Raw genomic sequence first — 25,742 nt, forward strand, 5'->3', positions numbered from 1 at the left:
CAAGGCAGGAAATGGCAGTCGCTCCTTCGCTCAACTGCCTCTCCAAAGAATCCTTTCTCAGCCTAAACTCAACCCCAAAATCGCCATATGCGATTCCCCTGCCCTCGAGGGGGAGATGGCTGCGAAGCGGCCAGAGGAGGTCGTCTCACATAGATCGCCGACGCCTTCCCTACGAGAGACGGCGCTGACGCTCCACGCGCCGCGACCCACCCTCACCTCCGCCACGGCGGGACCGGCGCAAAGCGTTTGCCGATCCAGTCGGCGAAGGCACGTGTCTTGGCGGCTTGCCCCTTGGCCGAAGGCATGACGACATAGACGGCGCCCTCGTCGGCAAGCGTCCAGTCCTCCAGCACTGGCACCAGACGGCCGTCGGCGAGCTCGCGTCCGACCAGCCAATCCGTGCTCATCATCAGTCCGACGCCTTGCACGGCGGCTTCGACCAGTACCTCGGCATCATCGGTGACCAGCGGCCCGGAGACCTCGATACTGACGCGACGGCCCGAACTGTCGGTCATCTCCCAGGCCGGAAAGGTCTGGAAGCCTGAGAAGCCCAGGCAACTGTGTTCCAGCAGTGCTTCAGGTTCAGTCGGCGTGCCCCGGCGGGCGAGGTAGGACGGCGCGGCGCACAGCAGCCGCCGCCGTGTAGCGACCTTGCGCGCCACCAGCCGCGAATCCTCCAGCGCGCCGAGACGCACGGCGACATCGAAATTCTCGGCGACGAGATCGACGAAGCGGTTGGAGAACTCGGCCTCGATACGGACATCGGGAAATTCGGCGAGAAACTGCGGCAGCAGCGGGCCGATCCACATGCGCCCGAACGAGCCGGGCAGCGCCAGCCGCAGCACGCCGCGCGGCCCGCCGCCGGCATGCGCCGACGCGGCAGCCTCGGCCTCGTCGACCGCAGCCAGGATGGCGCGGACCCGGATGAGAAATTCCGAACCCGCCTCGGTCAGCGATACGCTTCGTGTCGTCCGGTGCAGCAGGCGCACGCCCAACCGCTCTTCCAGCGAGGCAAGGCGCCGCGACAGGATCGTCGCGTCGCGGCCGATGCGAGCAGCCGCCCTGGTGAAGGAGCGTGCTTCAGCGATTGCCGCGAAGGCGGCCATTTCGACCAATGCTGCCGGTTCGTGCGATTGCTGCATCAGGTGCAGAGCTCAAATGTAAAAGCAAGGATTATATACCAATAGCGCAGCAGCTAGTTTCACTCAATCCCGGCCCGTCAATCGGCCATCAACCGGAGTGAGACATGAAAGCGATCGAACTGACTGCCCCGAGACTGGACGCGTTTCGCGCGGCCACCGTTCCCACGCCTGAACCGCAACGCGGCGAAGTGCTGATCCGCCTGCGCGCCGCAAGCCTCAATTTTGTCGATGTCGCGATAGCGAGCGGCAACTATCCAGGTCCGAGCTTTCCGCTCATTCCCGTCGTCGACGGCGCCGGCGAGATCGTCGGCATTGGCGAGGGCGTGTCGAGGCTCGCCATCAACGACCGCGTCATCGCCCATGCAAAACCGCGCTGGATCGGCGGCCGTCCGCGGCCTTATGAGACCAGAGAGATGCGCGGGCTGACACTGCCCGGCTCGCTCGCCGAATATGTCGCGCTGCCGGCCAATGCCGTCGTGCCGATGCCGGCGCATCTGTCCTTCGAAGCGGCAGCGACGCTGCCGATCGCCGGCACCACCGCGTGGAATGCGCTTCGCGCCGCCGATGCCGGGCCGGGGTCGGTCGTCGTCCTGCTCGGTACCGGCGGTGTCTCGATCCTGACCCTGCAGCTGGCCAAGGCAGCCGGCGCCACGGTCATCATCACCTCGTCGTCTGACGAAAAGCTGGCGCGCGCCAAGGCCTTGGGTGCGGATCATCTCATTAATTATCGTGAGACGCCGGACTGGGACGCCAAGGTGCTCGAGTTGACCGACGGCCTCGGCGCCGATCTGATCGTCGAAACCGGCGGCTCGGCCACCTTCGCCCGCTCCATCAATGCCGCGGCGCCCGGCGGCACGGTGTTCGCCATCGGCTTCGTCACCGGCGCCGAGGCCACCACGAACCTGCTACCGATCATCATCAAGGCACTCAAGGTGGTGGGCAACAACACCGGTTCGGTATCCGATCTGTGCGACGCGGCGCGGGCCATCGGCGCCGCCCGTATCGATCCGGTCATCGACACTGTCTACAGCCAGCACCAGGCGACCGAGGCCTACGCCCACATGGCAGCCGGCGGCCGGCATTTCGGCAAGCTCGCGTTCAGTCTGTCGTGGTGAGCCTGAAAAAGGCAGAGCGTTGAAGCTGCCGATCTCCCCTCTCGTGGGGAGATCGGTCGTCACCTCGGCTTTTGCCAATCGCCAACGCGCCGACAGTCCCAACCTCCGCCTAAATCAGCTTCTCCAGCGTGATCGGCAGATCCCGCACCCTTTTCCCGGTGGCGTGGAATACCGCGTTGGCGATCGCCGGCGCCACGCCGACGATGCCCAGCTCGCCGACCCCCTTGCCGCCCAGCACCGAGGAATGCGGATCGGGAATACCGACCGAGATCACCTCGATGTCGGGAATGTCGGCATTGGTGGCGATGAGATAGTCGGCGAGATTGTTGTTGACGATGCGCCCATGCCGGCGGTCGACGATGCCCTCCTCGAGCAGCGCCTGGCCGATGCCCATGATGATGCCGCCCTTCCATTGGCTTTCGGCGAGCTTGGGATTGTAGAGCCGGCCCGAATCCAGCGCCGACACCACGCGGGAAACGCGAACCGTGCCAAAGTCCTCGTCGACGCGGACTTCGATGAAATGCGCGCACCAGCTGTGGCGGGAATAGTCGCCCTCGGTGTGTGGCAGCGCCATGGCTATGGTGGTGTAGTTCTTGTAGCGGTCCTCGACCGTCGAATTGGCCGGCATGGTGTCGCCCTTCGCCTCGATATGCTCGCGCCCGACGCTCCTGAGCAGTTCGGCGATGGAAACTTCAGGGCCGTTGCCGCGCGGCGAGGCGATGCGGCCATTGGCGACGACGAGCGTGTTGGCCTGCAGCGCATGGAACGGCGAAGCCGGATCGCTGATGGCGAGCCCGATCAGCTGGTCGAGCGCGGCACTCGCCGCCTTGTGGACGGCGCCGGTCATCACCCCGGCCAGCCGCGAACCGCCGGTGACGCCGGCACGGGCATAGCGGGAATCGCCAAGCTTGACGACGACGTTTTCCGCCGGCACGCCCACCACCTCGGCGGCGGTCTGCGCCAGGATCGTGTAGGTGCCCTGCCCCATGTCGATCGATGAGCTTTCGACCTCGACCGAGCCGTCGGCGAGAATACGCACGACCGCCTCGCCATAGGCGCGCCGCACCGGATAGGTACCTGCCGCGACACCCCAGCCGATCAGCTGGTTGCCGTCGCGCATCGAACGCGGCCGGGGGTTCCGCTTCGACCAGCCAAAGGCTTCGGCGCCGGCCGCAAAGGCCTCACGCAGCTGCCGTGTCGACCACGGCTTCTTCGCATGCGGGTCCTGCTCGGCATAGTTCCTGAGCCGGATTTCCAGCGGATCGATACCGACCTCATAGGCGAGCTCGTCGATGGCGCTTTCGATGCCGAAGGCGCTCGGGTTCTCGCCCGGCGCGCGCAATGCCCCCGGCACCACCGTGTTGACCCGCACGACGTTCTGCCGCGACGAGAAATTCGGCGTCGCGTACATGACCGAGGTGACCGAGCCGAGCGGCTCGACCCACATGCCGTCGACCGAGGTCTCGTTGACGCCGCGATGCACGATCGACTGGATCTGGCCCTCCGCGTTGGCGCCGAGCGCCACGGTCTGGCGCGTCGCCGCCCGTCCGCCATAGGCGGTGAAGGTCTGCGGCCTGGTGACCGCCAGCTTCACCGGCCGTCCCAGCATTTTCGCGGCGACTGCCGCTACAGCGCCGTAGCCATAGGCAAACGCCTTGGAGCCGAAGCCGCCGCCAATATAGGGCGAGACCAGTCGTACATTCTCGAACGGCACGCCGAACCATTCGGCATAGGTCCGCGCCATGCCGTCGAGCCATTGGCTCGGCTCCCAGACCGTCAACTGGTCGCCCTGCCACTTTGCGATCAGGCCATGCGGCTCCATCGGCGCCTGGTATTCGCGCGGCGTGTTGTAGGCGTTGCAGATCCTGACCGGAGCCGAGGCGAACGCTGTCTCCGCTTCGCCCCATTCCTTGGTCATCGCATCGACGGGGATGCCGTCGCCGGCCTTTGGATCGCTGAGGTCGACGATCGCCGGCGCCTCGTCATAGGCGATCTTGACCAGCGCCGCGGCGGCGACCGCCTGCTCGAAACTCTCGGCCACCACCGCCGCGACATGCTGGCCGCTGAAGGTGATGTCGCGCGCCAGCGGGCAATAGGCGACGTCCGGCGGCGGCGTGCCCAGCCAGTCCGTTGCGGTTCTCAGCGGCAGGATATTGTCGGGCGTCAGCACCAGCAGCACGCCGGGCGACGCCTTGGCCGCGGCCGTGTCGATCGAACGCACCCGGCCGGCGGCAATGGTGCTCTCGACCAGCACCGCATGGGTAAGCCCCTCGAGCTGCTGCTCGACGGCGTATTTGGCGGCACCGGTGATCTTGGCCGGGCCGTCGACGCGCGACAGCCGACCGCCGACCTGATCGGCGAGGACGGCACCGTCCGAAGCGTCGCCGCGTTTGGCATCGCCGGGTCTTGTTCTCAACTCGTGAACGGTCATGCCGTTTCTCCCATTTTGAGAATGGCGCGGGCGACGACGCGCGGCGCCAGTTCGATCTTGTAGTGGTTGGCGCCACGGTCGACGGCGCCCTCGACGGCGAGCAGGCTGGCTTGCCTGACGACCTCCGGCTCGAGCACTTTGCCTTTCAGCGCCTCTTCGACGGCAAGGGCGCGCCATGGCTTGGTGGCGACGCCGCCAAGCGCGACGCGCAGATCGCGGATCGTCCTTCCGTCGGCCTCGAATTCGATGCCGACCGCGGCACTTGCCGCGGCGAATTCATAGGACTGGCGGTCGCGGACCTTGAGATAGGTCGAGCGGCGGGCGGCCGCCGAAGCGGGAATGCCGATCGCGGTGATCATCTCGCCGGACTCAATCGCATGCTCCCTTTCGGGCGTGCTGCCCGGCAACAGGAAAAAATCATCGACGGCGATCTGACGGTCGCCGAGATGGACAATCGCGTCGAAGGCGACGAGTGCAACCGCCAGGTCGCCGGGATAGGTGGCGACGCAGGCCTCGCTGGTGCCGAGCACGGCATGGCCGCGGGTGACGCCGCCAATCGCCGAGCAGCCGCTGCCGGGCGAGCGCTTGTTGCAGGCGGGGAAATTCGCCGGATCGCGGAAATAGGGGCAGCGTGTACGCTGCATCAGATTGCCGCCGATCGTCGCCATGTTGCGCAGCTGCGCCGATGCCGCCTGCCACAGCGCCTCCGAAACGGCAGGGAACCGGCTCTTGATACCGGCATGGTCGGCGACGGTGCTCATCCTGGCCAGCGCCCCGATCGTGGCGCCCCGGTCATCAACGGCAATCGTGTCCAGTCCCTTGAGATGGGTGATGTCGACCACGGTCTCGGGTTCGGCAACGCCGCATTTCGCGAGATCGACAAGCGTCGTGCCGCCGGCGAGAAGCATGACGCCGGGAAGTGCTGCTGCCTCACGGGCTGCATCGACGGAGCCGGCGCGGAGATACGAAAAGTCTCTCATGACGCGGCCTCCATGGCCGCCTGGCGCACGGCGGCGACGATATGCGGATAGGCGCCGCAGCGGCAGAGATTGCCGGCCATATATTCGCGGATCTCCTCATTCGAGCCGGCATGGCCTTCGCGAATGCAGGCGACCGCCGACATGATCTGGCCCGGCGTGCAATAGCCGCACTGGAAGGCATCCTGTTCGAGGAAGGCGGCCTGCACCGCATGCAGCGTGCCATCCTCCCCGGCAAGCCCTTCGATGGTGGTGATGTCCCTGCTTTCAGCCTGAGTGGCAAGCGTCAGGCAGGCCAGCACGCGCTGGCCGTCGATATGAACGGTGCAGGCGCCGCACTGGCCCTGGTCGCAGCCCTTCTTGGTGCCGGTCAGCCCGAGATGGTCGCGCAAGGCGTCGAGCAGGGTAACGCGCGGTTCGACCTCCAGCTCATGTCGATGTCCGTTGATTCGAAGTTGGATTGGAGTTCGGGTTTTGCTTGTCATGGGGCGTCTGGCTCCAGTTGCTTGACGCGGGAGGGGATGATCTGGTGCCCGGCCGGCGAGCGGCAAGGTCAGCTTATGGCTAGGTGAAGGCTATCTTCCTCTTGGGGGAAGTGCCCGGCAGGGCAGAGGGGGTCGGTTCGACTTGGCGCGAGCTCCGGGAGGGCTGCGGCTTGGGAGGTCGAAAGACGTGACATACCCGATCCCGTGATTACATGAGAAAGGCGCTCCACAATCGGAGGCGCCTCCGCTTATTACCTAAGGGCCTGCTCCGTCCTGTTCAAGCCCAGGATCGAAAATGATCAAAATTGGAGGAAATTGGCAGGCAGCCGGCCGTCTTGCCTGGAGACAAAAAAGCACCACCGGCCCAAGCCGGTGGTGCTCTCTGAACTGTCTGTAGGGGCAGGACAGTCCAATGATCCTGAGGGGATCGTGCTCAACATGGGCTCATTTTTGCCCCACGGCATCGGCCGAACAGATGACGAGTGCCGGCCGCGAGGAAATATCCTCCGTCGTCATCCTCCGGACGTCATCCACGGGCCGTGCACTGGAGGCGGGCAAGATGCCTCGCCTGCCGGAACGCCGGCCCAGACTCGATCCTGTGATTATATTTACTTGCGATTATATTTGCCGGAGACGTAACGAAGGTGGAAGCGTCTGCGTTCTTGAAACGGGGCCTGCCTATCCGGGTATGCTTCGGATCAGCACTGGAGAAAAAATTGGCCGCGGAGCCGCCCGTCATTTCTGGAGACAAAACCGAAGCCGCCGTTGCAAAGCCGCTGCGCGCCGACGCGCAGCGCAACCGCGATGCTCTGGTCGAGGTCGCGGCAAAAGCCTTTGCCGCGCAAGGCGTCGATGCCTCGCTGGAGGAGATTGCGCGCCAGGCCGGCGTCGGCATCGGCACGCTCTACCGGCATTTCCCAACCCGCGAGCACCTGGTCGAGGTGGTTTATCGGCGCGAAGTGGAAGGACTGTGCCAGGCGGCCGACGAACTCGCCCGCGATCATGCGCCCGACATGGCGCTCGAACAATGGATGCAGCGCTTCGTCGACTACATCGCCACCAAGCGCGGGCTGTCGACAAGCCTGCGCATCCTGCTCACGACCAACTCAACCCTGTTCTCCGACGTTTCCGGCAGGGTGACGCTCGCCTTGCGGCGGCTGATCGATGCCGCGGTCGCCGACGGCTCGATCCGCGGCGATGTCGATGCCTCCGACGTGCTGCATGCGCTGGGCGGCATCTATTCGGCCCCGGACACCAAGGACTGGCGCGATCGCTCGCGCCGATTGGTGTCGCTGCTGATGGATGGGCTGCGGTTTGGAGCGGCCAAATCCGGCCCATCCAAGGAATAACGAATGCAGTGACTGTCCTTATTTCAGCGAGATGCTCATACCGCTGAGATCGGCATTGACTTGCAGGCCTACCTGCCTGCCCGTGAGTTCGAGTTGGGCACCCTTGTCATTGGTCATGACGATCACCTGGGCTCCTTTGCCGAGCGCGCCGCCACCGCCCGCTGCACCGTACACCCCTGTCACATCCCGGGCGCGGCGTATGTGGCGCACGGTACCTTTGAAATAGGTCTTGGAGGCGCCGAAGGCGAGGCCGCCCGAGATGCCGCCGACCGAGATGGGATATCGGCGACCATGGAAGGTCAGTGTGCCCTCGCCTCCGGAGCCGCCGATGAAAAAGGCCGCCTTGTAGACGGCGAAGCGGATCGTACCGCTGTCGGCATGCGCGACGCTGGCAAAGCTAACTGCCGCCGCAGCGATGACGGCAACTGCGACTGAACGAAATCTGGACGAAATCTTCATGATGAGAACTCCTCAAGATCGCCGCATGCCCAGCCGGCCGGGCACGTCGGCGTCGTATCAAAGTCATAGCTGAACAGTCTCGCCGGTCATTGGTTCCAAGCACGCGGCCTGAATCCGGCTGCGAGAAGACCGCCACGAAACGAGGCGGATGGCGAGCGTAGTCCTGGCTGTAAGAACAGTGGCCGAATGGTGGGGATGATCGTAGGTGTTGAGGCGGAATGGTATTAGTCTGCGCTGTCTGGGGTTTCGGGAGCGCGGCAAAGCAATGGACTTCAACTCACGACATGGCTACCTGCTGATCGGTGGCCTGATCCTGGTCGGCGCCGGGCTCCTGGTCGTTTCGCTGATCGTCAATCTTCGCGTGGCGCACAGTGTGCGTGACGACGTACGCCATCGTGAAAAGCTGCTGGAATATTATCGCAATATCTTTTCGCAGCTGGGCGTGATCCTGATCGGGATTGGCGTGTCCCTGTTCATCTTCTTTTTTCAGCAGAATTATCAGGACCAGCGCAAACGCGAAACGGAGCTCCAGCAGGTTCTCGCCAAACTGGCGGCGCGTGTTGCCCGCGGCAGCGCTGTCGTGGAGGCCCTCGGCGAATTCGACGCGCTGCTGGATGATGGCGGTGCCTATGTCAGTCCGGAACACGGCGGAAACAATGCCGCCGTCAGCGCCCACGGAACGGCGCTCGCCAAGCAGGTTTCGCAGATCCTTCTGGTCGAGCGCGACGTCGATGTTCAGGGGTTCGATATCCTGAATCTGTCGCGCGATTTCGAAGCATCGTTCGTCGTCAACGAGCTCAACCCAACGCTATGGTTCAACATCGTCCGGGACGAGAGCGATATCAAATATGCCACCACCCAGATCGCTCTGGATTACAAGGACCTGCAGGATGCAATCGGCGGCGAGCCGATCGAGGTTGCGATCGCCAATCCCGAAAAGGAACGGAAGATCAAGCAGGAGGTGCTCGACGTCTTTTATGATGCCGACCTCCTGCGCCAGCGCAGCAGGCGGTTTCTCGCCCGCGCGTGCTGGCTTTTCAGCACGGGGCGCGGCTTCGTCAAGCTTGCGCCGGCCAATGAAATCGAAGCCGATGCCAGATCGCACCAGGAATGGCTCGACCGGTCGAAACCCTTCCTGACGCAGTTGAAGTCAGGAAGTGGCGATTGCTTCAAATTGCTCCAGTTCGGCCCGGCGCCTTTGAGTTGAGAACGAGCCAAACACTTAACGACCAAGTTCGACCCCATTGCGGACGATCAGTCAAGCGCCACAAACGCGTATGACTTCATCAGATCAAGTGTTGTCTCGGCGCGTACAGAAAGGTTGTCTGGCACCTCGATCCGAACGAGTAAAATGTCTGTTCCTTGATCAATTCCGAACAAAGCGGCAATCGGTCGGGGACCATCGAAATGCCACGATGCCCATCGCTGTGGAGATGCATCTGTATCGGTTTCTTTGAGCTCGTCTTCGAGAATCCTACGCAATCCGACATCAAGGGCCTCGCCAGCCATGTGACCGAGTTCATCGATCAGCGGGTTCCAATTAACTAGCCAGACCCAATTCTGCACCCAGGCCACCTGCTGGTCTCCAATTTGGGACGAAAGCCGACTGGTCTCGTTAGTCGGTCTTTGCATGATTTGTCGAATCCGCTATCGGCGATTCCTACCATAATAAGCTTGACTGCTTTTTGACCATCTCGGCTGTTGACGGCAGCCAGCTGATTGAATTTTGACCTAAAGCGGTCCAGCTTTTGATAGTCGCTGACCCGCTCCAAATATCTGTTTTTACGCAATTATGGACGGAAAGCCGCTCCGGACTTTCCTGGAAGTGCTCTAATCTCCCACGCGTTGCAGCGTGCCGAGATGATTGTCGTCGAGAAATTCGATGGTCATGGTTGACGCCTTGCCGTCGGGGCCGACTGCAAAGCTGACGGCCGAGGGCCTGTCCGGCATCTCGGCATCGGGGAAGGTCACGAAGAGGTCGCGGTCGAAATGCTTCAGCGAATAGGACCGCGCGCCGGCGGGCCCGACCTTGAGGACAAGGGTGTCTCCTTCGCCCGACACAATAGCTTCGCCGAAGAAGTCGTTGAAGTAACGGCCTGCATAGGCACTGGCCGGCTCGGCCGGACTTGCTGGAGAGGGCGGCGCGGCATAGGTGGCCTTGGCCGCCGCAATCACCGGGCCGAACATGCTCGCATAGATATCATTCCATGCCTTTATCTTATCCTTGCCCAGCGTTCCGTCGAAGACGAGATCGGCGAAGCTGTCGGACAGCCCGTCCGGCACGCCTGTCGGAAAGGCGTTGGCGATGACGACGATGCCAAGCTTCTCCTCGGGGAAGAGCATCACCAGACTGCGTGCGCCGGTGCTGAAGGCGCCCGCATGACCCCAGATCAGCCCGTGCCGGCCGAATTCAATATTCCAGCCGAGGCCGTAGAAGGCCTCGCCTCCGGAGACGGGATTCTTGCCGCGAGCCGTCAAGGGAATATGTGTCTGGTCCAGCGCATCGGCGGCAATGAGTCTCTTGCCGGCATAGACCCTGTTGCCGAGCACAAGGCGCATCCATTGCGAGAGGTCGCGTGCGGTGGAACTGACGCCGCCTGCTGGCGCCTGCGCATCCGGATAGCGCTGGACCTTCGCGGTCCAGGCGCCATCGATTTTGGCGTGGAGCTCGGCGCGGTTGGCGTGTTTGATGAAGTCCGAATGACGCGAGCTGGTCGAGGCCATTCCAAGCGGACGGTAGAGCTTCTCTTCGGAGACCTCTTCCCATGATTTACCCGTCGGCTTCGCGGCCGCGACGGCACCCTCGGTCAGTCCGAAATTACTGTAGGAATAGCCCGCACGAAAGCTCGATGACGGCGACACGAACCGCAGCCGGCGCAGGATCTCCGCGCGGTCATAGCCGATATCCTCGAGGTCGTCGCCGGCGGTGCCGGGAAGCCCGCTGCGGTGCGCAAACAGGTCGCGGACCGTGAGTTCGCTGGTCGGATAGGGCTGAGCGAGCCGGAAAGCCGGATCGAGGTCGGCGATCTTGGAATCCCACGAAGCGATCCCGTCGCTGACCAGCGCCGCCACGACGGTGGCGGAGACCGGCTTGGAGAGCGAGGCAATCTGGAAAACCGTGTCAGCATCGACGATCTCCGGTTTTCCGGCTTCGCGATGCCCGAACCCCTTGAGGAAGATCACCTCGTCGCCATGCACGACGCCGATGGCCAGACCGGGCACGCTACCATCCGCGACGACGCCTTCGGCCAGTAATTCGAGCTTCGCAATGGCCGCGGCGATCCGGTCGGGCGTAATGGTGTCGGCCGACGCCGCTTTCGGCGAAAGCGTAATAAGGGCGATGAAGGCCAATATCCTCCACCGGAGGTGATTCCGGTTTGTGAATAGCCGCATGCTCAGCCCCCTCCGCCTCCCCGGCGTGCACTATCGCAGGCCAACGCAGGGAAGGCCAGCCTCACGCTCGACCCACCATCCATTGACGGATGTCCGCTTCGCACCAGTCGAAATTCAGACAGCCGCGCCTGAGCTAGGATGCAGCGCGCAGGCGAAGGCGCCGCCTGCTGGCGCGGGCCTTCTCCGCCACCGCGGCGGTGATCTCGACCACGCCGTCTTCACGCGGTCTGGCGTTGGTGACCTTGTGGAGCCGCTCATAGGGCAATAGTTCCTTGACCCGGGCTTGAAGCGACGCGACTTCGGCTCGCAGATCCTCGCATTCCTGCCGCTGGACGTCGAACTGTATCTGTTCGGATGCCTGCTGCAGGGAAAGCTGCGAAAAATTCGCGCTGATTGCGGAAAGGTTCATCTTGTCGTTTTCGCTCTCCTTCGTGAGGGCGGACAATTTTTGCTCGACAATTTGCTTTTCCGCCACCGCGTCGCTCGCTTGGGCTTTGAGCCTGGCGATCTCGCTGGCGGCTTCGCTGTTGTGGTTGGAGGCGGCCTCCAGTCGCGATCGAAGATCCTCGATTTCAGAACGCAAGCCGGTCATCTGCGCGACACTGCGTGCAAGTTCGGCTTCCCTGTCACCGTCCCTGATGCGGGCCGCTTCCGTTATTTCCGATAGCTTTGCCTGCGCCATATCGAGCGATTTCTGCAGCCGCATCTCCTCTTTCTCGCTCTTGCCAAGCGCGGCCAGCAGTTCCGAAACCTGCGCGGCATCATTGGCATGGACAGTCGAGAGTTCGTCCAGCCTGTGCCGAGCCTCGGCCTCCCGTTTCAGCGCCTTGTCGAGGTCGATCGACAGGCTGACATGTTTCTCCCGCAGCATCTCGTTCTCGCGCGAGCGTCTGTTGGCCTCGACGGCTCTGGCCGAGAGTGTTTTGACAAGCTCGCCGAACTCGGCCTCGCGTTTTGCGCTCGCATTGCCTGCGACGACGAGTTCCAGCCTTGCCGCAGCCAGCGCGCCGCGAAGTGCTTCCTTGTCCTCGACCAGGCTCGCCTCGTGCTGCTGCAGGGCCTCGATAGCGCTGTCGCGCTCGCGCTGCTTTCTGGTTGCATCGTGGAGCTGTTCGGACAGCACCCTTTGCTGCGCGGTCAGGCCGGTATTTGCCAGTTCCAATTCGTTGGCGCGAAGAATGTCGCCGTGGAGCAGTTTCAGGAATTCGCCCGTCAGATGATGCGAGGTCGCGATCTCCGACAGTTTCGCATTGATCTCCCCCAGATACTCCTGCGCGTCGTGAAAGAGCCCATCGACCGCATTTAAGGCAGCCAGCCGGGTTTGCGTATGGGGGGACAGCCGTCGTGCGGTCTCGAAGGCGTCCGCATTGGCTTCGAGTTGCGAGCTGTCATCCGTTGCCGCGAGATTCTCATCCGATACCGTCTCATCCGGCACAGTGACGTCGTTCAACGGCGACTGATCGTCCACATTGAGACATTCGCTAAACGCATCCGCCAAATCGGTTTCGAGCTCCTTGAACGCTCTCTCCACTGTCTCGGCACGCTTGATCAAACCTTTGAAATTCATGACCGAATATCCCTCTCGTGCAGCGCCGGCAAGGAGCGGATTTTCAATACTTGACCCTCGCCTCCCCCGAATGCGGGTTCATCTCCTGACGTGCGCTCTGGCCGACGCACGCTAGGGACAGGCTTGGCCACTGTCCTCGTGTGTTTGAATGACGCAAAGCCGTGTTCTGCCGCGCTCCATACCCGAGGCGTTGGCACCGCTCGCAAAATGCCTGCTCATTTCACCCGAAACGGATATGAAGCGGCGCAAGCCTGAGGATCGCCTGGTGATTGTCTTGAGGACCGGCCGAGCCCTCGGTGTTCTGCAGCAGCTACAAGGTCACGGCCTAAGACGACGCGTGTCACTGCCGGGAGGCCTGACCTAATAAATGCCTGACCTAATAAATGATTGTGTTGAATACGTTTCGCTGATTAGCTGCTGTGCATAGACCAGGGACAAGACCGATAAAATGTTGTCCCGGGAGGACCGCGATGCCGGTGCTTGAGGTTCGCCACGTCTCCAAGAATTTCGGGGCTATCCAGGCCCTGACTGACGTCAGCTTCCAGGTGGAGCGAGGCGAAGTCGTTGGTCTGATGGGGGACAACGGGGCCGGCAAGTCGACGATAGTCAAGACTGTGGCCGGGAATTTTCCTCCGAGCGACGGCGAAATTGTAGTCGAGGGCGAGGTGTGCCACTTCCACCAGCCCGTGCAGGCCCGCGCCAAGGGGATCGAAGTTGTTTATCAGGACCTGGCGCTCGCCGATAATCTGACGGCCGCGCAGAACGTCTTTCTGGGGCGCGAGATCAAAAAAGGCTTCTGGCCGATCAGGATTCTTGACAAGCAGGCGATGATCGATCGCTCGGCAGCGCTGTTCAAGGAACTCAAATCGGAAACCCGGCCGCGCGACCTCGTCAGGAAGATGTCGGGTGGGCAGCGCCAGGCCGTCGCCATCGCGCGGACCCGGCTTTCAAATGCCAAGCTGGTGCTGATGGACGAACCAACGGCCGCCATCTCGGTGCGCCAGGTGGCGGAAGTACTCGAACTGATCCGACGCCTCAAAGCACAAGGAGTCGGCGTCATGCTGATCAGTCACCGAATGCCTGACGTGTTCGCCGTGGCAGATCGCATTATCGTCCTCAGGCGGGGCTCGAAAGTTGCCGACAAGCCAGCCGACAAAACATCGCCCGAGGAAATCACTGGACTGATAACGGGGGCCATCCGTGGCGAATAGTGTTCAGGAGTCAGTTGGCGTTCAGGGCTCAGTCGAAGAACATGGCCGGCCGGCCATGTCGGATTTCGTCCCGACCAAGGAAAAAACAGTTCTCCAACGTGTGATTTCAAGTCAGCCCTTCTGGGTGACGATCGCGCTCATCGCGCTCGTCATGTTGATGACTGCGATGGAGCCGAGCTTCGGCACGTCTGAAAATGTCGCCAATGTGACGCGCAACTTCGCACCTTTCGGCATCATGGCACTTGGCATGACGATCGTCATCATCACCGGCGGTATCGATCTGTCGGTCGGCTCCGTCATGGGTCTCGTGGTCATCGTCGCCGGCCTGTTCCTCACCTGGCATTATCCCTGGTACGTCGCCTTCGCCATGGGCCTTTTCTCCGGTCTGGCCTGTGGCGCGGTCAACGGATTCTTTGTCGCCTATGTCGGGATGCCGTCCTTTGTGGTCACCCTCGGCATGCTGTCCGTCGCGCGCTCGCTGGCGGTCGTATTCTCGGCCAACCAGATGCTCTACCAGTTCGGGCCCGATGCTCCGATCGTGAAGGCAATCGGTCAGTGGAAATGGCCGCGGCATGGTCCGAACGACTGGGCACCGCATTGGATACCAGAACTGTCGTCACAGTTCTGGACCATGGTGATCCTGGCCCTGATTGTCGGCTTCGTATTCAACTTCACAGCCTGGGCCCGGCATCTCTTCGCCATCGGCGGCAATGAGGAGGCGGCACGGCTCACCGGCGTTCCGGTCAACTGGATTAAATTCGAGGCCTATGTCTTCTCGGCTTTCACCGCCGCGCTCGCCTCGCTCCTGCTCCTCGGCTATAACGGTTCGGCTATAAATGCCATGGGCCAGGGCTACGAACTGCGCGTTATCGCCGCGACAGTCATTGGCGGCGCCAGCCTCATGGGCGGCGCCGGCACGGCCTTCGGTGCGATCATCGGTTCGGCCTTCCTCGAGGTGATCAGGAATGCGCTGCTGATGGCCGGCATCGATTCAAACTGGCAGGGTGCCTTCGTCGGCGCCTTCATCGTTCTTGCGGTTCTCTTGGGCATGCAAACGGGCGGCAAATCGATTCTCGCCGCGTCGCTGGCAGTCTTGATGCCCAAAAAACGCCGCTAGAAACCCGCCGGCGGGAGGCTTGCGGGACATCACACCAAGGAGGAGAACGTCACATGAAAAAACATCTGCTGACGGCCGCCGTCGCGCTTGGCGCAATGGTGCTTGCCGTTTCCGGCGCCCAGGCGAAATACACCTTCGCCCTGGTGCCGAAGAACATGAACAATCCTTTCTTCGACCAGGCACGCGACGGCTGCAAGAAAGCCGAGGCCGAATCCAATGGCGCCGTGGAGTGCATGTATATCGGCCCCGGCGAGCATGGTGGTGGCGACGAGCAGGTGCAGATCGTGCAGGATCTCGTGGCCAAGAAGGTGGACGGCATCGCCGTGTCGCCATCGAACGCCGCCGCGATGGCGGTTGCGCTGCAGGCCGCCAAGGAAGCCGGCATCCCGGTCCTCACCTGGGACTCCGATCTCCTGCCCGAAAACAAGGATCTGCGCGTTGCCTATATCGGCACGCACAATTATGAGATCGGCGAGAACCTCGCCAAGCTTGTCATGCAGATCAAGCCCAAAGGCGGCACGATCTGCATCCAGTCCGGCGGCGCCGCGGCGGCCAACCACAACGAGCGCATGCAGGGCATTCGCGATACGCTTTCGGGCACCAAATCGGCGGCCTCGCCCGGGGATCGGCTGACGGGCCAGAACGGCTGGACCGAAATCGAAGGCTGTCCGCTCTACACCAACGATGATTTCCCGCTTTCGGTGCAACAGTTCGAGGATATCATGGCGAAAAACCCGAACCTCGACGCATTCGTCCCAACCGGTGGCTTCCCGCAGTTCATTCCCGACGCCAACCGCGCCGCGGTCGCACCGTACAAGGACAAGATCGCCTCGAAAGCCCTGGCCCTTGTCGTTGCCGACACGCTTCCGGTACAGATCGACCAGATGAAGGAAGGTTTCTCCCTTGGCCAGGTCGGTCAGCGGCCGTTCGAGATGGGCTACAAGACGATGATGGCGCTGAAGGACATGAAGGAGGGCAAGGCTCCGCCGGCCGACCCGACCTACACGGGCCTCGATGTCTGCACTCCGGAGACAGCCGACACCTGCGTCGCCAAATAGCGCTTTTGGGCGGGAGGAAACTCCCGCCCTTTTCATAGGGGATCTCAATGCCGGAATTGTTCTCGCTCAAGGGCCGTGTCGCATTGGTCACGGGTGCCTCGCGTGGTCTTGGTTTTGCCATGGCCAAGGCACTTGCCGAAAACGGTGCGACGGTGATCGTCAATGCCCGCGACGTGGCCGCCCTTTCCGTGGCGGCCGAAAGGATCGGTGCAGAAGCCCTGCCGTTCGATGTCACCGACGCGGCGATCTCAAGGGCGTCGCTCGAAGGAATCGTCGAACGCCACGGCCGCCTCGATATTCTGGTCAACAACGCCGGCATCCAGCATCGGAAACCGCTGGTCGAATGGCAGGACGAGGATTTCAACCATGTGGTTGCCGTCAATCTGTCGGCTTGCTTCCGCATGATGCGCGACGCGGTGCGCCTGATGCTGCCAAATAAGTTCGGGCGCATAATAAACACCGGATCGGTCGCAGCGATCCTTGGCCGCCCCACCATTCACGCCTATGTGGCGGCAAAGGCGGGCCTGCACGGGCTGACACGCTCCACTGCCGCTGAGCTGGGCCGTCACGGCATCACCGTCAACGCCATCGCCCCCGGCTATTTCGCCACCGAGCTCAACACCGCACTTATGCACGACGAGGCCTTCACCAAATGGGTCGAGGCACGAACCCCCGCGGGCCGCTGGGCCCAGCCTGAGGAGCTCGGCGGAGCCGTGGTGTTTCTCGCCTCCGACGCTGCCGCTTACGTCAACGGGCACGTGCTGGCGGTTGACGGCGGGCTATCGGTTTCCCTGTGATTTCAACCGGCGACACCGTACCGGGAGGGCGTGCCTGCTAGCCGCCTGAAATGACGACTTGATGCATGCGCTGCTGGCCCGGTCCCCTGCGCGGACGCCGACGCCACACGATTGGATGCCGCGCCGCATTGCAGCCGCCGACTTTTCGATTCGCAACGGGTTATTTCTACGTCTGGCGGCATCGATGCTTGATGCCGCCAATATTTCATTCCACACACCGGTCACGATGAGAAACGACATACGGGATCAGCGCCGGGTATTCGGGTGGGCCTTGCCTGCCTCCGCGGTCGTGCATTTGCTCGCCGCCGCGCTTCTTTTGTCCGCACTGCCGCTGTCGCCCCCGCAGCCGCAGAAGGAGCAGCCCATCGCAGTTGATATCGTGCCGCCGCCTAAACCGCCGGAAAAAACCAAACCTCCGTCCCCCGCTGAACCGCCCAAGCCGGAAAAGCAGCCGGAAGCCAAGGTCGAGACGCCGACGAGCCGTGAGGTCACCGCGCAGAGACCTGTCTTCCAATTCGGTGAGAAGGACGCCGGTCCTCGCAAGTCTCTGGACGGCAACAGTGCGGAGGATGGTTCGGAACAACCGCCAGCGCCGCAAGTTCCCAGTAACCAGGATCTTGCACAGCCACCTGCCGTGACAGCGGTCGAGGGGAAAGACCAGGCTCCGTCGCCTGGCGCATCACCGCCGCCGAAGCCCAAGCCAGCGGATGTCGCCAAGGAGCAAAAACCCTTGAAGCTTCAGGAAGCGAAGAGATTGTTCTCGAAATCAGCAACCGGTGATCCGGTGGCGACAACCGCCATGAAAAATGTGCCGCGCGCCGTGCGGATCGGTCAGCTCTGCAACACGGAACTCGCACAGCAATTGGTGCACGCGTCGCCCCCCTATTTCCCAAACAGCCTGCTTGAGTATCGGCTGAAGGCCGGCACGGTCATGAACGTCGCCAGTGCGCCGTTCCCTGCAAACGGACAGTGGTACGATCTGAGCTTTCGCTGCGAGGTCGATCCTAACGCGACGAGAGTCGTTTCGTTTGCCTTTCGTGTTGGAAATCCGGTGCCGCGCAGCGAATGGAAGCGCCGCGGGTTGCCCGCCGAATAGGTGGTCGAGGCGGCCGGCGATGTCTTCGCGCGCTCCGGGCTGCCGAACCAACACGCGCCAAAAGTGCCTTTCGTCAGCGGCTGCCGAAGTCTAGCATACGGCTTTGGGAGGAGGCTTCGATGACTTCAAGTTTCAACGTTCACCATGCTGCCGGCTATGAGCAGCTCATGGGCCGCTGGAGCCAAAAGCTCGCGCCGCTGTTCATCGGCTTCGCGGGCCTCAAGGACGGCGAAAATATCCTCGACGTCGGATGCGGCACCGGCAGTCTGACCTTCGCGCTCGTCAAGGCCGCTGACCTCGGTGAGGTCGCGGCGATCGACTTTTCGGCCGTTTTCGTCGAGGAGGCAATCCGGCGCAACACCGATCCGCGGATAAAAATCCGTCAGGCGGATGCCTGCGCCCTGCCCTTTGAGGATGGCGCGTTCGACCGTGCCCTGGCCCTGCTCGTGCTCCATTTCGTGCCCGAAGCCGGCAAGGCAGTCGCCGAGATGCGCCGCGTCGTGCGGCCGGGCGGCGTCGTCGCGGCGACGGTATGGGACCATCTCGGCGGCATGCCGGGGATGCGCATGATGATCGACACGGTGGCGGTGCTCAGTGAAGGCGGACGCCAGCTGCGTGCCCGCTATTGCACGCAGCCGATGATGCAGCCGGGTGAAATGAAACGGACCTTTGTCGAACAGGGTCTCCGCGACGTTACGGAAACCCAGTTGATGATCCGCATGGACTACCAAAATTTCGATGATTACTGGGCGCCGATTGCCGCCGGCGAAGGGCCGCTCGGCAAGTATGTGGCCGCGCTCGACCCGGAAGAGCGGGCGCGCACCGACGCCGCCATGCGCGACGCCTACGAGGCCGGCCGGCCCGACGGCCCGAGGTCCTTTGCCAATGTCGCCTGGGCCTGCCGCGGCGTCGTTGCCTGACCTTGGCGCTAATGCATGCCGCGCAAAAAGCGCGTCGCATGAGGCCGATCGAACGCGACGCGCTTTAGCCGATCCCATAGACCAGCCCGACGCGGCCGTCCGAAAGCTGTTCGACCTTGCGCAGTTCGAGCCCACGACGATTTTTCGCCGTCCCAAACAGCGCCTTTCCGTCACCGGCGAGCAGCGGATAGACGATCAGCCTGAGTTCATCGACCAGCCCGGCATCGATAAGGCTCGCGGTAATTCGGGCGCCGCCCATAAGGTAGATGTCCTTGCCGGGCTGCTGTTTCAGCGCAGCGATATCCTCGAAATTCCGCACGAAGCGCGTCTTTGGCCAGGCCGCCGAAGTCATTGTGTTCGACAGCACATAATGCGGCGTCTGCGCGGCGAAGCTGGCCCATTCGAGCTCGGCCGGCTTCGGTAACTTGCCGGTCATCGGCAGCGGCTTGTCGGGCTCGTTCTGGATGGCGCTCCAGTAGCGCTCGTAGCCGGCATACATGACGCTGCCAAGCAGGCAGGCATCGATTTGCGGCGTCAGGCCGTATTCGTCCGACCACGCGTCGACCCAATCGGCGTAACCCTCGGGCCCCTCCATCTTGCCGTCGACGGAAATCTTCATTCCAGCGATCAATTTGCGCATGACTTCCTCCATCAGGCTTGCGGGATGCAAGCACGTTTCATCGGTTCAGCGTTGCTTCGTGTTGCTGGCGGCGACCTCAGGGATAGCCGCCGCGAGTTACATCAGGCCGGCAGACGGCGGTCGTATTCTTCCCGCAGGCGGCTCCAGCCGTCCCAGAACGAGGTCGGCGTCTTGCCCGCCAGGCGGGCGGCCAGCAGGTCGAGGTGGATGTGCCAGCCGGCGGTGATGTTGAGCTGGATTGCACGTTCCGGCAGGCGGCGATGAACGACGGTGAGCAGCACATCGCTACCCTTCGCCTCCAGCAAGAAGGAGACGCCGCCGGTGTTTCCCCAGGTGATGGAAAGCTTGGACGGCGGATCGAGTTCGGTGATCCGGCCCTCCATACGATGCTCTTCGGGAAAGCCCGCGGGGCGCTGGCCAGGCGGGTCCGTCAGCTCGTCGTTACGCCAGACCAATTCGAACGAGCTGCCGGCCTTCATTTCCATCCGGCCCGCGGCCATCCACTGCCGGCGCAGGTCACTCTCGGTGAGATAGGCCCAGACGCGTTCGATGGGTCCGGGCAAAAGGCGCTGGATGGTGAACGTGGCGGCCTCGCTCAGCGCGCCGTAGGCGTCGATGCTTCTCATCTGGTTCATTGCTCGTCTCCTTCTTTCGGGTTGGGCGATTTCCTGGGCTCTTCCTGGGCTTTGCGTGCGTCCTCTTCGCGAAGAAGGCGTTCGAGAACATCAAGACGACCGGTCCAGAAGCGCTCGTAGAAGCTGAGCCACTGATGGGCGCTGGCCAGCGGTCCAGGGGCTAGTCGGCACAGATGCGTGCGGCCCCTCACCTCTCGACGAATAAGCCCTGCGTTCTCCAGCGCCTTGATGTGCTTGGAGGCCGCCGCGAGCGACATCGCGAAGGGTTCCGCCAGCTGGCTTACCGTTTTCTCGCCATCGGCGAGATCGCGAAGCATGTGCCGCCGGGTGGCGTCGCCAAGGGCGTGAAAAACCGCGTCCATCTGGGGTGTCTCTAATTCAACCATATAGTTGAATATAGACGCATGCATTGAGATAGTCAACCGTTTGGTTGAATAATTTATGTGAAGCGCCGCGGGGCCGTTTGCGCCGTCGAACGTGTCGACGTGACGGGAGATACGGACGCGCCCCGCGACAGTAAGGGCGAGGCCCTTATTTGCCGTCGAAGAAACTGTGGATCGCGGCTTCCAGCTTTTCGATAAGCTGAGGGTTGTGGCAGCTGCCAGCCCAGATCAGGGCGTTTAGCCTCATCTCTTTGTTGATAAAGCTCACTTTCCCAGAATCCAGCAGGTATTCCGCGATCTCGTAGTGCCGCCCCTTGATAGCCTCGATGAGCGCGTTGTTTCTCCCCGTCTTGTCGGTCAGATTTACTTCCGCGCCATTCTCCACGAGCAACTTGACGACTTCGAGATGCCCGTTCTTCGCCGCCTCGATAAGGGCCGTTCTGCCGTAGTAGTCAGCTCGAGCGTTGATCTCTATTTGGGGGTGTCTCACGAGGACAGAGATACACGCGTAATGTCCCTTGGCCGCCGCAAGGCTCAAGGGCGTGCTCTTCCACTTGTTTCTGGAATTCACGTCGATTTCCGGGTCTTCGATCAGCGCCTCCACCACAGCTGTGCGGTCATTGAGGGCTGAAAGGTGAAGTGCAGACCAGCCGCCGTCGTCCGACTGATTGATGTCGGCGCCAGCCGCCAATTCCGATCGAACCGCCTCCGCATCGCCTTGTTCTGCCGCGACCAGCAGGGGCGACCAGTCTCTTGCCCCTTCGGCTTCCAAGCTGTTGGTCAACGCAGTCGCCTCCTCGGATAGTCACAGAATACCACAGAATCCGCGATAGTGGGGTCATCCTGCATAGAGTTCCCTGGAGCCCGTGGGTCACAGAGAGCTGTCGGCCCGAAGCGGAGGATCAGCGCTTCACGTCCGTCTCCTCACATTCTCCTGATATCGACTGGCTTTGGCGGCCATTCAGACTAGATAGAGCCTGCGCCGGGCGGAACGATGCAGAAGGACCTGAACATGCCTGAACAGATTACCCTGAATAGACCTGAACAAATCAGATTGAACGACGACTCCGCCATTCCGCAAATCGGCCTCGGCGTGTGGCAGGTCGATCCAGCCATCACCGCCAAGGTGGTGCGCTGGGGAATCGAGGCCGGCTACAGGCTGATCGACACCGCCGAAGGCTATCAGAACGAGGAAGGTGTCGGGCAGGCGATCCGCTCGGCCGGCGTCCCGAGAAGCGAGTTGTTCATCACCTCGAAACTGCGCAACGGCGCGCATCAGCGCGACGCCGCCTTGCGCGCCTTCGACGAAACGATGAGCAAGCTCGGCATCGAACAGATCGACCTGTTCCTGATCCATTGGCCGGTGCCCAGCCAGGACAGATATGTCGAGGCCTGGAAGACGCTGATCGAACTCAGGCAATCAGGCCGGATCAAGTCGATCGGCGTTTCGAACTTCAACCAGGACCACCTCGAACGGATCATCGGCGAGACCGGCGTCACGCCGACCGTCAACCAGATCGAGCTCCACCCCCGCTTCCAGCAGCGTGACAAACGTGAATTCCACGACAGCCACAACATCCGCATCGAGAGCTGGAGCCCGCTGGGCAGCGGCCGGTTGTTGAGCGATCCGACGCTTGAAAGTATCGCCAGGAAACACGGCAAGTCGGTGGCGCAGACGATCGTCAGGTGGCACCTTCAGGAAGGGCTGATCGTCATTCCAAAGTCGATCCACCAGGACCGCATCGCCGCCAATTTCGATGTCTTCGATTTCGAGCTCGAAGCGAAGGACCTCGAGCTTATCCGGGGCATGGATTCGCCCGACGGCCGCACCGGCCCGAACCCCGCTACAGCTGCATTCCTGTTCTGAGGGCCGACAGTGAAGTTGCCTATCTCCCCCCTTGTGGGGGAGATGTCCGGCAGGACAGAGGGAGGCGTTGTCCCGCCAGCGATCAAAACTACCTTCCCGCTAGCTCATATCCCGGAGCCATCCACCAGCGGCACATCTTCGCCCTCCCAGGGGCTCGGCATCGATCCCTTGCTGAGATTGGCCGACGGCAGCGGCATCCAGCACTTCAGTTCGGGTTCGGCATATTCGACGATGCGTCCTGGAGACGAGTCGGAGGCGCGCCAGCCTTCGCTGCCGAACTGATCGGCGCGGGCCCAGTAAGCCATGTCGACCTCGGCCGGACCCTGCTCGGACGGCCGAACCGTGACAAGGATTCTGCTGCCGTCCCTTGGCGCGCTCGACATGTGGCGCCACTGACCGGGCTCGTCCATTGCATTTCCTCCTGCGATCTTCGCCTCGAATGGATAGTCGCTTCGCGTTCGGAAGTGGTCAACCTGAACTTTTTTGCCTGAGACAAAACCCCTGTCCGGTCGTCGCGGAACAAGTCATGGCACGCCGGGTTTGGGCAAGTTGTTGAAGGAAGCAAAATGAGACCAGCGCCGCGACCCATCCTTACCATTATTGCATGGCAGGCCGCGTCTTTCGTTCGCAACCCGGTCCGGTCGCAATGAGGCAGGCCGGTTCCGATCATTCCATCCCACCGAAGGAGGGCAAGGGCGGCATAGGACGAGCGCTCGGCCTCGGCCTGATAACAGGGGCGGCCGACGACGATTGTTCCGCTATAGGCACCTATGCAAGTGCCGGCGCCCGTTTCGGACCCGACCTGCTCTGGACGGCCCCGGTGACGTTGCCGATGATGTACGCGGTTGTCTATCTGTCGTCGAAGCTCGGCCAGGTGTCGGGGCGCGGATTGTTCCACGTCATCAAGGACTTCTACCCGCGGTGGCTGCTCTGGTCGGTGCTGTTGGGTGTGCTCGTCGGCAACACCATCGAGGCAGCGGCGGATCTTGGTGGAATGGCGGCGGCGATCAACATATTCGTGCCGCTTCCCATTCCGCTGATCGTGCTGTTCGTCGCCGCCCTCATCTTCGCCCTCCAGGTTTTCGGCTCCTATACTTTGATCCGTAACATCTTTCGCTGGCTGGCGCTGGCGCTGCTCGCCTATGTCGGTGCCGCCATTCTGGCCAAGCCGGACGCCGCGGCGGTGCTGCGCGGGACGCTGCTCCCCAGGATCGAATTCAATCGCGAGTTCCTGTCGATCCTGGTCGCCATCATCGGCACGACGCTGTCCGCCTATCTCTATACGTGGCAGTCCAATGAGGAGGTGGAGGAGGAGATTGCCCAGGGGCGCACAACGCTCAGCCAAAGGAAGGGCGCTACCGACAGCGAACTCCGCCGCTCGCGCCGGGACATCCTCATCGGCATGATGTTTTCAAATCTCATCATGTATTTCATCATCCTGTCGACGGGGGCGACGCTCTACAAGGCGGGGCATCACGATATCGACACGGCCGCGCAAGCCGCGGAGGCGCTGCGACCGCTCGCCGGCCAGGCCGCAAGCGTTCTGTTCGCCGCAGGTGTGATCGGCGTCGGTTTCCTAGCGGTTCCTGTCATGACCACCGGAGCTGCCTATGACGTGGCACAAGCCATCGGCTGGAAAAACAGCCTGCACGCCCGGGCTCGAGAGGCGCCCAAATTTTACCTCGCCATCGGATTTTTTACGGCGATCGCCGCTGGCCTGAACTTTCTCGGCTTCAATCCGATGAAGGCGCTGGTCTGGTCCGGCATCGTTCAGGGCTTCTCGACACCGCCCTTGCTGCTGCTCATCATGCTGATGACGAACAGCCGCAGGATCATGGGCGATCAGGTGAACAGCCGCAGCACCAACATACTCGGCTGGGCAACGACCGTCGCCATCTTCTCGGCGACGATCGGCCTGGTGGCAACCTGGTTCATGTGATCAGGCGGAAGCAAAGGGACGCCGCCGGTTGGATTACCCGTTCCCGCTTGCGGATTGCCCCAGCTTTGCCGGCCTTGGAAACTCCACAACATCTCCCACCGGCCGCTTGTATTGCGCTGCGACAATTGCATCGATCAGGATATCCAGTGCCGCACGAGCCGTGCGGCTCGTCTCGTCCTCGCCGCTCAGATAATGGCAGGCTCGTTCGAGATGGAGGTGTGCGGCGGCAAAGTCGCTTGTCATCGGCTTCTCCCTGTTGCCCGCCGGCCGGCAAGATGACCGCCTCGATTTACCCAAAAGCAAATATCCACAGCCGGATTTGAATCAAATTGGCCTGACTCACCGTAGCCCGCGGGACAAGGTGCTGGCAGGCTTTTGCATCGCTGGTCGATGCACTGCGACGGCACAGTACGCCGCATTGAATGAACCAATTGTGGGCGATGTGCCGCAAACTCCGTTCGCCCAATGCGCTACTTTTGAAATTTTCTCACTCTCTTAATTCTATAAACTCTCTAGATTTAACATAGATCGCTAGACCCAAGATCTTAAAATAGAGCGCTTGAGAGGGAGCCAGGAATGTCGAAAAAGCTCGTGGTGGGGCTGTCGGGCAATTTGACCCGGCCCTCGAAGACCAAGGCGTTCGTCAGCCACATCGTCGGGCAGGCCGCCGAAAGCATCGGCGCGGCCTCGGCCGTCTTCGATATCGAGGATCTCGGCGCTTCCCTGCCGCAGGCAAGGCGCCTCGGCGACCTCGACCCGGCGGCGCGCAACATTGTCGAACGGCTGCTGGGCGCCGACATCCTGGTGGCCGGCTCGCCGACTTTCAAAGGCAGCTATACCGGGCTTTTCAAGCATTTCTTCGACCTGCTCGATCCGTCGTCGCTGAGGGGCAAGCCCGTCATTCTCGCCGCGACCGGCGGCGGCGAGCGCCATTCGCTGATCGTCGAGCACCAGTTGCGGCCGCTGTTCGGCTTCTTCGAGGCGCTGACCATGCCGACCGCGATCTACGCCTCCGACAAGGATTTTGCCAATGGCGTGCTGGTGTCGGAAGCCATCCACGCCCGCGCCCGGCAGGCGGTCGCCGAGGCATGCCGTGTAACCGGGGTGCCCTACGGCGTCGGCCTTGCCGCCTGAACGCACCACTGACCCGAGATCCCCTTT

General features: G+C 62.3%; 26 protein-coding genes. 12 read left to right on the plus strand and 14 right to left on the minus strand.

Features of this window, described 5'->3' with window-relative positions:
- Nucleotides 1-212 precede the first annotated feature (212 nt).
- Nucleotides 213-1,142 (minus strand): LysR family transcriptional regulator, encoded by a 930-nt coding sequence (locus tag NKH30_RS23430; RefSeq protein ID WP_352490004.1) that lies wholly within the window; start codon nucleotides 1,140-1,142, stop codon nucleotides 213-215.
- Nucleotides 1,143-1,246: 104 nt separating this feature from the next.
- Between NKH30_RS23430 and NKH30_RS23435 the strand changes: the two genes are divergently transcribed.
- A complete protein-coding gene (locus NKH30_RS23435; protein ID WP_352541190.1) occupies nucleotides 1,247-2,257 on the plus strand; it encodes a zinc-dependent alcohol dehydrogenase family protein in 1,011 nt (336 codons plus the stop codon).
- A 109-nt stretch (nucleotides 2,258-2,366) separates the two neighbouring features.
- On the opposite strand, the gene NKH30_RS23440 is transcribed toward NKH30_RS23435, so the two are convergent.
- Genes NKH30_RS23440 through NKH30_RS23450 form a run of 3 tightly spaced genes read right to left on the minus strand, consistent with a single transcriptional unit; the run spans nucleotide 2,367 to nucleotide 6,150 of the window.
- The gene (locus NKH30_RS23440; RefSeq protein ID WP_352997278.1) at nucleotides 2,367-4,688 is read right to left on the minus strand and encodes a xanthine dehydrogenase family protein molybdopterin-binding subunit; all 2,322 of its coding nucleotides are present in this window, start codon (nucleotides 4,686-4,688) and stop codon (nucleotides 2,367-2,369) included.
- Entirely contained in the window at nucleotides 4,685-5,668 is a 984-nt protein-coding gene (locus NKH30_RS23445) for an FAD binding domain-containing protein (protein ID WP_352472180.1), read from the minus strand. Before NKH30_RS23445 ends, NKH30_RS23440 begins: the two co-directional genes overlap by 4 nt.
- Nucleotides 5,665-6,150, minus strand: a complete 486-nt coding sequence (locus NKH30_RS23450; protein WP_352472181.1) for a (2Fe-2S)-binding protein — start codon at nucleotides 6,148-6,150, stop codon at nucleotides 5,665-5,667. The genes NKH30_RS23445 and NKH30_RS23450 overlap by 4 nt, the downstream gene beginning before the upstream one ends.
- A gap of 716 nt (nucleotides 6,151-6,866) precedes the next feature.
- Between NKH30_RS23450 and NKH30_RS23455 the strand changes: the two genes are divergently transcribed.
- Entirely contained in the window at nucleotides 6,867-7,499 is a 633-nt protein-coding gene (locus NKH30_RS23455; RefSeq protein ID WP_023677324.1) for a TetR/AcrR family transcriptional regulator, read from the plus strand.
- Between the two features lie 18 nt (nucleotides 7,500-7,517).
- On the opposite strand, the gene NKH30_RS23460 is transcribed toward NKH30_RS23455, so the two are convergent.
- Nucleotides 7,518-7,958 (minus strand): lipid-binding SYLF domain-containing protein, encoded by a 441-nt coding sequence (locus tag NKH30_RS23460; RefSeq protein ID WP_352451439.1) that lies wholly within the window; start codon nucleotides 7,956-7,958, stop codon nucleotides 7,518-7,520.
- Between the two features lie 265 nt (nucleotides 7,959-8,223).
- Here NKH30_RS23460 and NKH30_RS23465 point away from each other — a divergent pair, with 265 nt between their 5' ends.
- Nucleotides 8,224-9,165, plus strand: coding sequence for a hypothetical protein (locus NKH30_RS23465; RefSeq protein ID WP_352997280.1), 942 nt, complete (start codon nucleotides 8,224-8,226; stop codon nucleotides 9,163-9,165).
- 47 nt (nucleotides 9,166-9,212) lie between these two features.
- On the opposite strand, the gene NKH30_RS23470 is transcribed toward NKH30_RS23465, so the two are convergent.
- The 3 genes from NKH30_RS23470 to NKH30_RS23480 form a co-directional block, all read right to left on the minus strand.
- On the minus strand, nucleotides 9,213-9,533 hold the full coding sequence (locus NKH30_RS23470) for a hypothetical protein (protein ID WP_352541194.1): 321 nt from the start codon (nucleotides 9,531-9,533) through the stop codon (nucleotides 9,213-9,215).
- Nucleotides 9,534-9,788: 255 nt separating this feature from the next.
- Nucleotides 9,789-11,351, minus strand: a complete 1,563-nt coding sequence (locus NKH30_RS23475; protein ID WP_352997282.1) for a serine hydrolase — start codon at nucleotides 11,349-11,351, stop codon at nucleotides 9,789-9,791.
- 133 nt (nucleotides 11,352-11,484) lie between these two features.
- Nucleotides 11,485-12,918: a coiled-coil domain-containing protein gene (locus NKH30_RS23480; protein ID WP_352997284.1), complete on the minus strand. Its 1,434-nt coding sequence runs from the start codon at nucleotides 12,916-12,918 to the stop codon at nucleotides 11,485-11,487.
- A gap of 470 nt (nucleotides 12,919-13,388) precedes the next feature.
- Here NKH30_RS23480 and NKH30_RS23485 point away from each other — a divergent pair, with 470 nt between their 5' ends.
- From NKH30_RS23485 to NKH30_RS23510, 6 genes are all read left to right on the plus strand, one after another.
- Complete coding sequence (locus NKH30_RS23485; RefSeq protein WP_254819718.1) at nucleotides 13,389-14,129, plus strand: ATP-binding cassette domain-containing protein; 741 nt, start codon at nucleotides 13,389-13,391, stop codon at nucleotides 14,127-14,129.
- A 55-nt stretch (nucleotides 14,130-14,184) separates the two neighbouring features.
- Nucleotides 14,185-15,246 carry an ABC transporter permease gene (locus NKH30_RS23490; protein ID WP_352685274.1) on the plus strand — a complete coding sequence of 354 codons (1,062 nt, stop codon included), beginning with the start codon at nucleotides 14,185-14,187 and terminating at the stop codon, nucleotides 15,244-15,246.
- A 53-nt stretch (nucleotides 15,247-15,299) separates the two neighbouring features.
- Nucleotides 15,300-16,304, plus strand: coding sequence for a sugar-binding protein (locus tag NKH30_RS23495; RefSeq protein ID WP_352489989.1), 1,005 nt, complete (start codon nucleotides 15,300-15,302; stop codon nucleotides 16,302-16,304).
- A 47-nt stretch (nucleotides 16,305-16,351) separates the two neighbouring features.
- Nucleotides 16,352-17,101 carry a glucose 1-dehydrogenase gene (locus NKH30_RS23500; protein WP_352489988.1) on the plus strand — a complete coding sequence of 250 codons (750 nt, stop codon included), beginning with the start codon at nucleotides 16,352-16,354 and terminating at the stop codon, nucleotides 17,099-17,101.
- Between the two features lie 61 nt (nucleotides 17,102-17,162).
- Entirely contained in the window at nucleotides 17,163-18,197 is a 1,035-nt protein-coding gene (locus NKH30_RS23505) for a DUF930 domain-containing protein (protein WP_352997286.1), read from the plus strand.
- Between the two features lie 119 nt (nucleotides 18,198-18,316).
- Nucleotides 18,317-19,117, plus strand: a complete 801-nt coding sequence (locus NKH30_RS23510; protein ID WP_352997288.1) for a class I SAM-dependent methyltransferase — start codon at nucleotides 18,317-18,319, stop codon at nucleotides 19,115-19,117.
- A gap of 64 nt (nucleotides 19,118-19,181) precedes the next feature.
- Here the strand turns inward: NKH30_RS23510 and NKH30_RS23515 are convergent, their stop codons facing one another.
- The 4 genes from NKH30_RS23515 to NKH30_RS23530 all read right to left on the minus strand — a co-directional run bounded on the left by NKH30_RS23515 (nucleotide 19,182) and on the right by NKH30_RS23530 (nucleotide 21,559).
- On the minus strand, nucleotides 19,182-19,757 hold the full coding sequence (locus NKH30_RS23515) for a dihydrofolate reductase family protein (protein ID WP_352451449.1): 576 nt from the start codon (nucleotides 19,755-19,757) through the stop codon (nucleotides 19,182-19,184).
- Nucleotides 19,758-19,858: 101 nt separating this feature from the next.
- On the minus strand, nucleotides 19,859-20,392 hold the full coding sequence (locus NKH30_RS23520; RefSeq protein ID WP_352997290.1) for an SRPBCC family protein: 534 nt from the start codon (nucleotides 20,390-20,392) through the stop codon (nucleotides 19,859-19,861).
- Nucleotides 20,389-20,778 carry an ArsR/SmtB family transcription factor gene (locus NKH30_RS23525; protein ID WP_352997323.1) on the minus strand — a complete coding sequence of 130 codons (390 nt, stop codon included), beginning with the start codon at nucleotides 20,776-20,778 and terminating at the stop codon, nucleotides 20,389-20,391. The genes NKH30_RS23520 and NKH30_RS23525 overlap by 4 nt, the downstream gene beginning before the upstream one ends.
- A gap of 145 nt (nucleotides 20,779-20,923) precedes the next feature.
- Complete coding sequence (locus tag NKH30_RS23530) at nucleotides 20,924-21,559, minus strand: ankyrin repeat domain-containing protein (RefSeq protein ID WP_352997292.1); 636 nt, start codon at nucleotides 21,557-21,559, stop codon at nucleotides 20,924-20,926.
- A 228-nt stretch (nucleotides 21,560-21,787) separates the two neighbouring features.
- On the opposite strand from NKH30_RS23530, the gene NKH30_RS23535 reads away from it, so the two are divergent.
- A complete protein-coding gene (locus NKH30_RS23535; protein WP_352997294.1) occupies nucleotides 21,788-22,642 on the plus strand; it encodes an aldo/keto reductase in 855 nt (284 codons plus the stop codon).
- A 104-nt stretch (nucleotides 22,643-22,746) separates the two neighbouring features.
- On the opposite strand, the gene NKH30_RS23540 is transcribed toward NKH30_RS23535, so the two are convergent.
- Nucleotides 22,747-23,052 (minus strand): hypothetical protein, encoded by a 306-nt coding sequence (locus NKH30_RS23540; protein WP_023677305.1) that lies wholly within the window; start codon nucleotides 23,050-23,052, stop codon nucleotides 22,747-22,749.
- A 236-nt stretch (nucleotides 23,053-23,288) separates the two neighbouring features.
- Between NKH30_RS23540 and NKH30_RS23545 the strand changes: the two genes are divergently transcribed.
- Nucleotides 23,289-24,581: an Nramp family divalent metal transporter gene (locus NKH30_RS23545; RefSeq protein WP_352744138.1), complete on the plus strand. Its 1,293-nt coding sequence runs from the start codon at nucleotides 23,289-23,291 to the stop codon at nucleotides 24,579-24,581.
- A gap of 33 nt (nucleotides 24,582-24,614) precedes the next feature.
- Here NKH30_RS23545 and NKH30_RS23550 read toward each other — a convergent pair whose 3' ends face one another.
- Nucleotides 24,615-24,824 (minus strand): hypothetical protein, encoded by a 210-nt coding sequence (locus NKH30_RS23550; protein ID WP_352817076.1) that lies wholly within the window; start codon nucleotides 24,822-24,824, stop codon nucleotides 24,615-24,617.
- 333 nt (nucleotides 24,825-25,157) lie between these two features.
- Here NKH30_RS23550 and msuE point away from each other — a divergent pair, with 333 nt between their 5' ends.
- Nucleotides 25,158-25,715 carry an FMN reductase gene (gene msuE, locus NKH30_RS23555; protein ID WP_352501262.1) on the plus strand — a complete coding sequence of 186 codons (558 nt, stop codon included), beginning with the start codon at nucleotides 25,158-25,160 and terminating at the stop codon, nucleotides 25,713-25,715.
- The last annotated feature ends 27 nt before the right edge of the window (nucleotides 25,716-25,742 follow it).

The sequence above is a fragment of the Mesorhizobium sp. M1273 genome, assembly GCF_040318195.1.
GTDB lineage: Bacteria > Pseudomonadota > Alphaproteobacteria > Rhizobiales > Rhizobiaceae > Mesorhizobium.